Source organism: Fibrobacter sp. HC4 (genome assembly GCF_023373925.1).
Classification (GTDB): Bacteria; Fibrobacterota; Fibrobacteria; order Fibrobacterales; family Fibrobacteraceae; genus Fibrobacter.
This window is the reverse complement of record NZ_JALCZV010000010.1, coordinates 129,600-141,572: the sequence shown is the minus strand read 5'-3', so window position 1 is coordinate 141,572 and position 11,973 is coordinate 129,600. Positions and strand designations below refer to the sequence as shown.

The following is an 11,973-nucleotide window of genomic DNA, read 5'->3' as shown; positions in this document are numbered from 1 at the left end:
TGCTGCTCGAAGGCGTCGGTGAAGCCAGACCTGTGGCTTGCCCACGGCACCTTCACGGTTTTTACGCCACACTTCCTGCACTTCACCCTGTAGGTGTCCATCTTGATGAAGCCCATTTTCGTGCCGAGATCGAGCGTCCGCCATACCCTCTGTTCCCGGCCGTTGTCGTAGAGTTTCCCTTTTCGCCCGCAACAGCCGCACCTGCTGGCGTTGCCCTTGGTGAGTCTTACCGTGGGTATCGATTTGCTCCTGCTTGACGACAGTACAGCCGTTGACATTGAAGATGGATTTGTATAATTTTGACATGGGCTTTTTCTTCTGTTTTTTTTGGCGATTAAATTTTAGAAAATAGCCCATTTTTTGTTTAATTTAGGAGAAATTCAACAAAAAAGGGTGGCGAAGCCACCCACACATGTTGATGAAGAGCCATATTTTTTTTGATTTGGGCTCATTTCTAAAGAAAAATCCAAATACTTTTATTCGTCTTATCGCTAATGCGTTTGGGTTTGACAATGATATGGTATACGATAAAATAGAAATAGATTCATATGGATATTTGGCGTATAAAGTACTGTCGATTGCATCAAAATACTCATTATATTCAAAATATCACGATTTGGGAGATATAACGAAATTAGATAAAATCGCAACGAAAAAAGAGAGAGTGTTGTTGCAATTGCTTGTGCGTAAAATTTTACATAAGGATGAGTCCCACATTACCGTTAAGGTTCATCAAGTGTATAATTTTCTAAATAATTATGGTGCTATAAAAAAACTTCTTACTAAGTCAAATGGTTTTTCTGTCGAAGATTACTTAAAATGTTTGAAGTTTGATTCTGCTGGTACTTCTTTAATGGCGTTGAAACGCCATCTTCCTCCACCATTCTTTATTCCATCTGTTTTCTTATATAAAGAACAACAAGAAGGTAAAAAAAGATAGGCAACATTCCTTTTGAAAAACTTAGCTCAGGTGAAAGACAACTCTTTAGCACATTAAGTACCTGTGTTTATCATATGGAAAATTTACTGTCTGTAAAATCTGAAGATCTTCCGAAGTACAATAATGTTAATTTGATATTCGAGGAAATAGAGATAAGTTTTCATCCTGATTATCAACGTTGTTTTGTTGATAATCTCATTTCCATGATCAAAAGGCTTGGCTATAACAAGAAATTTATGATAAATATTATTTTAGTGACACATTCTCCTTTTGTCCTATCAGATATCCCCAAACAAAATATTTTGTATTTGAAAAATGGAACAGATGTAAGCAATGACATTCGTGTTAATCCTTTTGCTGCAAGTATCTGTGATGTTTTACATCAGAGCTTCTTCTTGGAGAATGGCTTTATAGGAGCATTTGCACAAAAGCGGATTGATGAATTAATTGAATGCATCACTGGTAAAGAAAAAATAGATAAAGAAAAGATTAAATCTCGTATTAATAATTTAATAGGCGAGCCTGTTATAAGAGAATATATGCTCGATAAAGCTGCTCATAAGGAATAATTATGCGTCGACTTCTTTATTCTGATTATGAAACAATCGCAAAAAAATATCGTGATAATATTTTTAAAAATTTAACGAAGACGCATCCCTTAAAAAATTTAGATGATTTAAAAAAAAGAATTTCGCCAACACCGCATAACGGGTATCAAAAATATATTGATTATATAGACGAAATTATAAAAAATTTTGAAGATGAAAAAAATCCAGAAGATTTACTTTTAGTGAAACCTTCAGAGGTGAAAAAAAGTTGGGATAATTATAAAAAGTCAAAATCTTTTTGTGAAAATGATTTTTTGGGCAAACATAAAGCATTATTTTTAACGCAAAAAGAATTAGAAGAAGCACCGTGGGATGATCAAAATGATAAAACTCAATTTAATGATGCAATTGTTGATGCTTTAAGATATGATTATGTGCGTGATTCTCCATATGGATTTGTTTCTTATTTTAATGATCTTAATATTAATGCTTGTGTATATTGCAATGCAAGTTATATTGTTAACACGAACATTCGTGGCAAGACTCCGGGAGGTAAAAATAGATTGGAGATTATGGGACGTTATGAATTAGACCATTATCTTCCTAAATCTCAATTTCCTTTTTTATGCGTTTCATTTTATAATTTGCAACCAAGTTGTCCTTTTTGCAATCGATGGAAAAGTATACAAGATAGTGATTTTAATTTATACACAGATGTCAAAAATGATTTAGATCCGTTTGAATTTGAATTGAATCAAAATGTAATAACTAGTTTAGCGATAGATAAAAGAGAAAATGTGAGAAATATTCTTCTAAATTGCAAGGATCAAAATTTAAAAACAAATCACAATGATGTGTTTCATATAGAGGATTTATACAAATCTTTTGATGATGAAGCGGAGGAACTGCTTTGGTTAAAGGATGCTCAAACACATGGATATCAACAAAATATAATTGCGGTGTTTGGCAAGTTATTCTCGAAAGTTGGCATGTCATTATCAACAGATCAGATTGTTCGTTTGTTATATAGATTTTATGCAAATGGGGATATACACAAAAGGCCTTTATCAAAGATGAGGTTAGATTTGGCAAAAAAATTAAAATTGTATTAGGGATTTCCCATGCTTTTCGCTCCCACAGGCACATTCTATTCCAAGGTTCAATTCAAGACCGAAGAAGAGGTCGAGAAGAATCTGTTTACATTTTTAACTCTATTTGGTGATTATTCCATCTAGTTATGAACCCACGCGAAGTTCTCGTATTAATCAAAGGAGAAATTAAGACGGAAGAGGTTGAATCTCTTTCTTTTGATGATGCTAGCCGGAAATGTAAGGTTGTTTTTCGTAATGGTAATGCTTATGAATATAGCGCTGGTAATGTTGTTTGTCTAAATAACCCTTGCCAGCATGAATTCCAAAATCAAAAGATTTCTGTAAATGGCATTGAACTTTACAATATTGAAAACATCTATGAGTTTTGTGACGCCAAATCGAACAAAAAATATTGGCATATTGTTTTCAAGGATAAGGCTAAAACCTATAAGTGTGATGAGCTGAAGATCCTGAATGAAACGAAGGATTCTTTTCAAAGTGTCGTCTTGAATTATTTAAAAGATGTTGCAGCGAACAATCCCTTGTTGGTTCAGGAATTTTGTGAGAATGAAAACAAGAAAGTGGATGCCTCCTTATTGCAAAAGCAATATGACAAAATAAAAGGAATCTACGAAGGTGAAGATACCGCGTTGGCTCTTTATTTGAAGTCTGGAGCTCAAAAGGACTTGCAAACTACAGAGACTCGAAGTCTTGTTTTCCCGTTTGGTTGCAACCTCAGCCAAATCAATGCAGTTCAAAATGCGTTCAAATATACAATTAGCCTAATTCAAGGGCCTCCAGGAACTGGTAAAACACAGACGATTCTAAACATCCTTGCCAACTTGCTGATTCAAGGTAAGACCGCGTTAGTCGTATCCAACAATAATAGCGCCATAAAGAACGTCCAAGAGAAGTTGTCTCAATATAAATTGGATTTTCTTTCGGCTATGCTTGGTAAAGATGAAAATAAGACATCTTTTATTGAATCGCAAAAGCCTAGAAAATTGGAACATCCCATAGAAAAAAATCGTCCTAGTCTCGCTTCGTGGCAAAAGAACATATTAAAGAAAGTTTTCGACGCAAAACGGCTTTTTAGTGAGCAGAATGAGTTAGCTCGCGTAAAGACGGAATTTGAAAGTGCGAGAGTGAATTATGAGCATTTTAAGGACTATCTAGATGAATTGGGAATTTCAGACTACTCCATTGAAAATCGAAATGATCTGAATCAATTCGATATGGAATCCGTTAGAAGCCAACTAGAATCAAATCTTAAGAATAACCCGTCAAGAAACAAGTTTTCTTTTTTTACTCGTGTTTGGCTGCGTTTTGTTAAGGGGCTTTCTAATTGGAAATTTCTCAAGGGTGATGTTGCTGCGATTATAGCAAGTCTTGAAAATTTCTGTTTTGTAATTCGATTGGCGGAATACAGAAATCGTGTTAATTCCTTGGAAAAATCTGTAAAGGCAAATGAGCATGCCGCGTCTGATTTGCTGAGCTTTTCAAAATCAATTTTGTACGAGAATGTTTTTCGAAAATTTAATCTGAGAAAAGAACAAACCATATATACAAAAGATGATTTGTATCGTAAATGGAGTGAATTCCTTCAAGATTACCCGATTATATTCAGCACTACGTTTGCGTCAAAGAGTGCGCTTAGTCCAAATGCAATTTTTGACTATGTGATTATGGATGAATCTTCGCAGGTTGACATTGCTACGGGTGCGTTGGCTATTTCTTGTGCGAAGAATGCTGTGATTGTTGGCGATAGTAAGCAACTTGAAAAGGTGACGACAAGAGAAGAAAAAGAAAAGTATCAAGAAATTTTTGAAAAGCATAAAGTGCCTCAGATGTATAACTGTGCAGATGTGAGTTTCTTGGATTCTATTGGTCGCTTTATTCCCGAAACAGCTAAAACTTTGTTGAAAGAACATTATCGTTGCCACCCGAAGATTATTGAGTTTTGTAATCAGAAATTTTATGACAATCAGCTGGTTGTTCTTTCTAGCAATACAGAACAAAATCCGCTGGTAATTCATTGGACGGCTCCGACTGGTCGAGAAAATAATGTCAACCAGAAACAGATTGAGGCAATTGCTCGAGAGGTGATGCCAACACTCAAAACGACCGATGTGGGGATAATATCTCCTTATAATAAGCAATGCAGTGAATTGAGAAAGGTTGTTCCGAATATTGATATATCGACCATTCATAAGTTTCAAGGCCGTGAAAAGGATTCAATAATCTTTTCGACGGTAGATAATGTTCTGACTGAATTCTCTGGAGATCCGCAGACAATAAATGTAGCTGTTTCAAGAGCAAAGAACAAATTTATCTTGGTTACTTCTAAGCAGGAACAACCAAAAGGTAGCATTCTTGATGACCTAATTGGCTACATTCAATACAATGCAGGTGAGTCTGTAGAAAGTAAGGTTTACTCCATTTTCGATGTTTTGTTTAGTCAAAAGTGCTGCACGAATTTCAGAAATATGGAAAGTATCTCGAAATATCCTTCGGAAAACATTGCGTATAGAATGATTCGTGATGTTTTGAAATCCTGCCCGAGCCTAGATGTGTTCTTTGAGTATCCAATGAATCATCTAATTCGAGATTTTTCAAAAATAGTGGATAATCTGGCGTTGCTCAGTTATGCCAAACATCCTTCAACGCATATTGATTTCTTGATTACAAATCGTATTTCAAAAACGCCTGTTTTGGCAATTGAAATTGATGGTGCAAATTTCCATAAGCAAGAATCTGTTCAGGCAGAACGCGATCGTATGAAAGATTGTATATTAGAGCGATATGGCATTGATTATGTGAGATTTTCTACCAAGGGAAGCAACGAACGCGAACAACTTGAAAGTAAATTGAAAGCGTATATGGTAAATTAGGATAGAAAGGAACTGAAAAGCCTTGGAAAATAAGTATCGCTTCAATCTATTGCCCCCGCTCGTCTAAATAGCAATTTTAAAGACGGAACTTAGACGAACTTTAGACGAAATTTGGAGAAATTGAACGAAAAGCGGCAAAATTATAGACGAAAAAAAATGAAATTTTTTTAGAAAAATGCCGGTTTGACATTTTGTGACATCTGGTTGTGAGTATATTTAGGGCGAGAGGTCTTGCATGAGTAGAAAAAGTGAAAACGGGCAAAAACAATCTTTAACCATTCTCGATAAGGATTATCTTGAATGGGTCAAACAGTTGTCATCAAGATATAAAAGCTATTTGATCAAGGCTTCTGTTCACATCAATTCGGAGCAGTTGAAATTTTATTATAGCGTTGGAAAGGACATCTTCGAAAAGCAGATAGATAATAAGTATGGCACCAAATTTTATGCCACTCTTAGCCGCGATTTAAGAAAGTTATTACCAGATGCGGAGGGGCTGACAGAAGGGAATTTGAGATATGCAAAGCGATTTTATCAGCTTTATTCGGATCCCAAGAAATTGTTTCCGCAAGTTGCGGAAGAATTGTATCCGCAAATATTTCCGCAAGTTGCGGAAGAATTGCCTAAAGTACCATAGGGCCACCATCGTTTGCTCATTGATAAATTCTCTGACAATCCGCCCAAAGCGCTTTTCTTTGTAGGGCAGATTGTTGAAAATGGGTGGAGCCGTTCTTCGCTTATGAATTGGATCGATTCAAACCTATATGAGCGACAGGGCAAGGCGATTACCAATTTTTCGAAGACATTGCCATCTCCAACTAGCGATCTTGCGAAAGAAATTACAAAGGACCCTTATAGTTTCGCTTTTGCCGGCGTAACAAAGGAGTATAACGAAAAACAGTTAAAGTCGGCTTTACTTTCCAATATCACAAATTTCTTGATAGAGCTGGGGTCTGGTTTTGCCTATGTGGGCAAGGAGTATAGGTTACAGGTCGGAAAAAAAGAAAAATTTATTGATTTGCTGTTCTATCACCTTTCTCTTAGATGTTATGTTGTTATCGAAGTCAAGATGGGTGAATTCGATTTTCAAGATGTGGGTCAATTAGGTGGATATGTTGTTTCCGCAAATCACATTTTAAAGTGTGAAGGGGATAACCCTACAATTGGTCTGCTTATTTGTAAGAGTAAAGATCGCTTGTTAGCCCAATATGCGTTGGAATCGAGCAACCAACCAATAGGTATTTCGGATTTTGAACTTGAAAAATTATATCCTGCAAAAGTTGAAGGCTTAATTCCGACAATCAACGAATTGGAATCGGGGTTAATTGACGGCCCTAAGGATGGCTAATGTCTCCTCGGCGACCACTCGCAACGCTGATTTGTCGGCCCTTAGTGAACTTGAAAATCGCGGAAAAAACATCTCTTACGATGAACTTCCGTATCGTTCGCTCAAGGTGACCGATGCCGATATAGATTTTCTATGCAAGGATTTTTCAAAACGTTCCAAACGAAAAATCACAAAGGCCGATTTAGAAAATTTGCACCTACTTGCGGGTCGTTCACATGACAAGGCAACGAATGCGTTGGCAATTCTTTTGGGCAAGCATGAATATACTTCGCGAATTCAGTGCGCTCGGTTCCGCGGAACTATGCGAGCCGACTCTCGAAGGATGGGGGTCCGGTTTCCAGCGAATTAATACGATGTGTCAGGAATACAGCGTAGCTCTCCCTGAATTCACCGAAATCGGAGACATGTTCCGAGTGAACTTTTATCGCCGACAGAATTCAGAAATCGGCGATAAATCGGCGATAAATTTCAAGAAAATGATTGTCGAATAAATTGCAGATGTTATTGGTTTGAAGATTTCTCGTACCAAGGACTATATCACAGAACTTGTAGAAGAAGGCAAAATTGTCTCCAACGGAGCGAACAAGAATAGGACATATTCTTTGAAAAAGTGACTCCGATAATAACTATGCAACCACTAAAACTTGAAGATCTCAACGCCCAATTCGACAGCATCGTCCGCAGGTATCGCGATGGAGGGCATATCGCTTACCGCAACGCGCACTATTTCATGAACGACATGCTGAATTGCATGTTGCAAATCTAGCATTTGTTGCTGGTTTGGAGTGCTGGGCTACCCACGCACTTTCTTGAAGTCCCGGTTTAAATAGCCGTGGCAGGATGTGTTCTGTGTTTTGTGTCACTAAATTTCTAAAAAGATGTCTTTGGTGACAAAAAATCTCCAAAAAGTTTGCTGCGCATTCTAAATAGTTACATTTGAGAATCATGTTCCGCGATTTGCAATCAAGAATTCTTCATCTGCCAGCATCGAACCCTAGCGAAAAGGGGCCGTTGAGTGCGGATGTTTATGCCATCCGTGGGGAAACCGCTTGGTGGATTTTTGATGTTGGCGCCTCGGATGAGGCCGCAGATTTTGTGAACAATTTGCCTTGCGATGTTTCTGTGGGAGAACTTCTTGAGGGAACTGCGCCGCGCTTGCATCAAGATGCCGCGCCCCTCAAGAAAAATATCGTCATTTCCCATTTCCATCGGGACCATTTCTTCAATCTGCCCCGGGTTCATTTTGATAACCTTTTCGTTGGACGCGAGACCTTCCGCCATTGCGATGAAAACATTCGCGCCCGCAGCGGCACTCAGGTTGTTGAGTCGCCCTTGCAGTTTGAAGATGGTTTAAAGATTTGCATTGAGCCAATTCCCAGCAGTCACGCCAAAGGTTCCCTGATGCTCACTGTAGACGACGATGTACCCGATTGCGATTGTTGCGGCGAGCAGTCCCGTGGCGCTATCGCTTTCCTGGGAGATTCCACTTACCCTACGGTAAATCATAACGGTCCCGATTTTTACAACGTGCAGTTGCTTTACCAGCAGATTCAATTTTTGAAGGGCTGTTCTGCCCAGCATTTTGTCATGAGTCATCGCCGTTTCTCCCCGCGGGAAAAGGAAACGGTCCTGCAGCTTCTAGAAAATTTTTATGCCATGCGGCAATCCCATAAGAATGTGATTGAAGTTCCTTAATAATCGGACTAGAACAAAGTGGATGTATTTTGTCGCCTCTGGGGCGACCTTTTCTTTTTTCCAATAGCCTATTTTTTTTGATAAGAAAAAGAGTGGCTTTTATAAAATTTGCGTTATTGTTATACGTTTTTTTGTCCCAGTTGACAAATGCAATTTTTGTGACGATAGGAAGGAAAAAGGAGTCTTTATGACAGAACATGAAAAGAAAATGAAGGAAGTTTTCCGCAAGGCTGCGAGTAACATTTGCTGGGGCGAAATGGAAAATAAAGCGCCGAAGTTAAGTTTAAAAAAGGACACCTGCCTTCTGGGGGCTATCGCTGGCGATACCATCGGGGCGCCCTACGAATTTGACTGCAACAACATCAAGACCACGGAATTCCCGCTGTTCAATCGTGCGTCAGAATGGACCGATGATAGCGTCATGACGGTGGCTGTGGCGGAAGCGGTAATGGCTGGATTCGTGGGCGGTCAACCCGACCTTGAAAAGACCGAAAAGGCTATGGTCGCTTCCATGCAAAAGTGGGGGCAGGCATTCCCCTATGCAGGCTACGGTGGAAATTTCCGTTACTGGCTGGTAGACAGGAATCCAAAGCCCTACAACAGCTGGGGAAACGGTTCCGCCATGCGAGTTTCTGCGGTGGGCTGGGCTTACGATACTTTGGAAGAGGTGGAAAAATTTGCCGAGGTTTCTGCCCGCGTCACCCACAATCATCCCGAGGGTATCAAGGGCGCAAAGGCCGTTGCCGCCGCCATCTTCTTGGGGCGTGCAGGTAAGTCCAAGGAAGAAATCCTCGACTATGTGGAACGTACCTACGGATACCCCATCAGCAAGATGACCTGCGACAAGATCCGCCCCACCTACCATATGGATGAATCCTGCCAGAATACGGTGCCTCAGGCCTTCTGCGCCTTCCGTGAAGGGAACTCCTTCGAGGAAGTAGCCCGCCTGGCTGTTTCGTTGGGCGGCGACAGCGATACCCTCTGCTGTATCGCCTGCGCCATGGCCGAAGCTGTCTACGGCATTCCTGTAGAAATCCAGCAGGAGACCGTCAACCGCCTGGATGAACGAATGTTGAAAATGCTAATCCGGTTCCAGAAATTCGTGGCTTGCAAGTAAGACGGAACCATTTTATATTTGGGCCATGCTTAAAGTAATCAGGGCGGTGACCCGTTTTCTTTCCACCTATACGTCTCTTTTTGTAATCGCCTGCGCGGTGGTTGCCTTCTTTGCTCCTGTCACTTTCGCCTGGGTGCGCGGAAACGTTTCTTCCGTGATTCTCGGAATCATCATGCTGTCCATGGGCTTGACCCTTCGCATTGAAGATTTCAAGAACTTGGCGAAGCGCCCGCTGGACATTTGCGCTGGCGCCTTGGCTCAGTACACCATCATGCCGCTGGTTGCCCTGTGCCTTACGAAAGTTTTCGGACTGGATCCGTATCTCGCTGTAGGTATCATTCTGGTGGGCTGCTGCCCCGGTGGCGTCTCCAGCAATGTGATGAGCTACCTGGCAAAAGGCGATGTGGCTTTCTCCGTGGGAATGACGACCGTCAGCACCTTGCTCGCTCCCGTCATGACGCCGCTGCTGGTCTTGTGGCTTGCAGACACCAGCATCAACGTGAATGCAGTGGGCATGTTCCTGAACATTCTCTATGTGACCATCGGCCCCGTGATGATCGGTTTTCTCTGCAATCACTTTTTGGGACATCGCGACGGATTCAAGGAACTGCAGGCCAACATGCCAAGTGTCAGTGTCATTGGACTTGCGCTTATTGTGGGTGGCGTCATCGTGACGGTTCGCCCCCATTTGCTGTCCAATGGTATAAGCCTGTTATTTTTGGTACTGGCGGTGGTGTTCTGCCATAATGCTTTGGGCTATGTGCTGGGCTATAGCGTGGGACGCGTCCTTAAGTTCAGCACCGCCAAGAAGCGTACCATCTCTATTGAAGTTGGCGTGCAAAATGCGGGAATGGCTACCGTCCTCGCTGCAGGATTTTTTGCCAATCCCGAAAATATTGCGGCCCATCCTGAAGCCGCCCTATGTGTGGTTCCCTGCGCTATCAGCTGTGCCTACCATTCCATTAGCGGTACGGTTCTTGCAGGAATCTTTGCAAAACTGGACAGGAAAAATTCCAGATAATTTTTATAAAAATTGCAGTGTAAAAATGCAATCTTTAAAAAAAAGGCTCGCGAAAATGCGGGCCTTTCCTGTATAAAATTTAGGTTGTTTACTAAGCTTCTTTGTTGATGTTCACGCTGGCGTAGCACACCAGGCATCCGCCGATCAGGTTACCTATGGTGATAACGGCGAGACGAAGCACGGTGCTGCCAATTTCACTAACACCGCCGAAGGTCGCAACGTTCCCGCCCGCGATACCGCCTGCAATGCCCTTGATAATCGCGAAGGCAAAGTAGAACATGTCGGCAATACAGTGTTCAAAACCGCAAAGGATAAATCCCATGACAGGCAATACGACAATCAGCGGGTTGCTGCAGCGCTTGTAGCCTTCGACGGCGATGAACATGAGCATACCGCAGAAGACTCCCAAGATCAGAAGGCTCAGCAAATTGTCGTTGTGCTTGACCGCAACCAGAGCGCTTGTGCTGATGGTAAGGCGTGTGGCCGCAACGGTGGCTGCCCCGACGGTAGTGCCGATCAGGTTGCCCAGCCAGACCTTGCCCAGATACTTTAGGTAAGCCAGGTTGCGATTTGTAGAAAGGTAACCCACCTTGCCGGTGAACAAGTCGAACTTTAGCAGGATGATGGTGTAAAGACCCAGGGAGAACAGGAATGTTCCTGCAATCTTGTTGTCGACAGAAAGGAAGCTGACGCATCCCACGCTAATCATCAGGCCGGCAAAAATAGACTTAATCATACCCCAAAACATAGAAAAAACTGCACCCTAAAAAAGTCCCGCTCCAAGGAAAGCGGGACTGTCAAAATTACCCCTCGGCTTCAATCCAAAATCGCAATCGCTTTTGCGATTGCCCGGGTTTTAGGGAGGGCAAAGCCTTCCCTTAAATCAGCCCTCGATGTTAACCTGCGATCGCAATCGCTTTCGCGATTGCCCAGGAGGGTTTTAGGGAGGGCGAAGCCTTCCCTAGTCAAGTAAAGACGAAGCCTTCCCTTGTCTAAAAAAAGTATGGCATCCGTTCCACGGCGAAACACTCGATACTACTATTCTAAAAAAGATAGCAGTGCCTCAGGATTTCGTTTTTCCCACCTTTTTAAGCTTTGAAGCATGGTCAAGCCAAGTCAGGGAGCCGTGGGCCTAAACTGTACCGTAAGAGCGACGAGCTTTTAATATACTGTTAGATCGGGCGTTGATCCGTGAGGATGCCTAGGCGTAATATACCTAATTAGGATGCACGGGACAAGCCATTTTAAGATATAATTTTTTCTTATTTGGAGGACCCATTGTAGAATATGATTATCTGGAGTGGCTGAAAAACCTATTTTTG

Annotated in this window: 11 protein-coding genes and 1 pseudogene; 10 read left to right on the top strand and 2 right to left on the bottom strand. The window is 41.5% G+C overall.

What is annotated here, in order from left to right; genetic code table 11:
* Window positions 1-278: transposase family protein (locus MMG03_RS08465; RefSeq protein ID WP_369077389.1), on the bottom strand; the 278-nt coding region annotated here is incomplete at its 3' end.
* Window positions 279-412: 134 nt separating this feature from the next.
* On the opposite strand from MMG03_RS08465, the gene MMG03_RS08460 reads away from it, so the two are divergent.
* The 10 genes and pseudogenes from MMG03_RS08460 to MMG03_RS08410 all read left to right on the top strand — a co-directional run bounded on the left by MMG03_RS08460 (window position 413) and on the right by MMG03_RS08410 (window position 10,651).
* Window positions 413-940, top strand: coding sequence for a hypothetical protein (locus MMG03_RS08460; RefSeq protein WP_249506093.1), 528 nt, complete (start codon window positions 413-415; stop codon window positions 938-940).
* Complete coding sequence (locus MMG03_RS08455) at window positions 937-1,509, top strand: AAA family ATPase (protein ID WP_346348709.1); 573 nt, start codon at window positions 937-939, stop codon at window positions 1,507-1,509. The genes MMG03_RS08460 and MMG03_RS08455 overlap by 4 nt, the downstream gene beginning before the upstream one ends.
* 2 nt (window positions 1,510-1,511) lie before the next feature.
* Window positions 1,512-2,600, top strand: a complete 1,089-nt coding sequence (locus tag MMG03_RS08450; RefSeq protein ID WP_249506092.1) for a hypothetical protein — start codon at window positions 1,512-1,514, stop codon at window positions 2,598-2,600.
* A 125-nt stretch (window positions 2,601-2,725) separates the two neighbouring features.
* Window positions 2,726-5,470 carry an AAA domain-containing protein gene (locus MMG03_RS08445; RefSeq protein WP_249506091.1) on the top strand — a complete coding sequence of 915 codons (2,745 nt, stop codon included), beginning with the start codon at window positions 2,726-2,728 and terminating at the stop codon, window positions 5,468-5,470.
* A 235-nt stretch (window positions 5,471-5,705) separates the two neighbouring features.
* A pseudogene (locus MMG03_RS16105) lies at window positions 5,706-6,818 on the top strand (YhcG family protein).
* A gap of 257 nt (window positions 6,819-7,075) precedes the next feature.
* Window positions 7,076-7,309, top strand: coding sequence for a hypothetical protein (locus MMG03_RS08430; RefSeq protein ID WP_249506088.1), 234 nt, complete (start codon window positions 7,076-7,078; stop codon window positions 7,307-7,309).
* Window positions 7,310-7,446: 137 nt separating this feature from the next.
* Entirely contained in the window at window positions 7,447-7,584 is a 138-nt protein-coding gene (locus MMG03_RS08425; RefSeq protein ID WP_158535567.1) for a hypothetical protein, read from the top strand.
* Between the two features lie 179 nt (window positions 7,585-7,763).
* On the top strand, window positions 7,764-8,513 hold the full coding sequence (locus MMG03_RS08420; RefSeq protein WP_249506087.1) for a hypothetical protein: 750 nt from the start codon (window positions 7,764-7,766) through the stop codon (window positions 8,511-8,513).
* 187 nt (window positions 8,514-8,700) lie between these two features.
* Entirely contained in the window at window positions 8,701-9,630 is a 930-nt protein-coding gene (locus MMG03_RS08415) for an ADP-ribosylglycohydrolase family protein (protein ID WP_217650872.1), read from the top strand.
* A gap of 25 nt (window positions 9,631-9,655) precedes the next feature.
* Window positions 9,656-10,651: a bile acid:sodium symporter family protein gene (locus MMG03_RS08410; RefSeq protein ID WP_073159700.1), complete on the top strand. Its 996-nt coding sequence runs from the start codon at window positions 9,656-9,658 to the stop codon at window positions 10,649-10,651.
* A gap of 91 nt (window positions 10,652-10,742) precedes the next feature.
* On the opposite strand, the gene MMG03_RS08405 is transcribed toward MMG03_RS08410, so the two are convergent.
* Window positions 10,743-11,387 (bottom strand): formate/nitrite transporter family protein, encoded by a 645-nt coding sequence (locus tag MMG03_RS08405; RefSeq protein ID WP_083542059.1) that lies wholly within the window; start codon window positions 11,385-11,387, stop codon window positions 10,743-10,745.
* Window positions 11,388-11,973 lie beyond the last annotated feature (586 nt).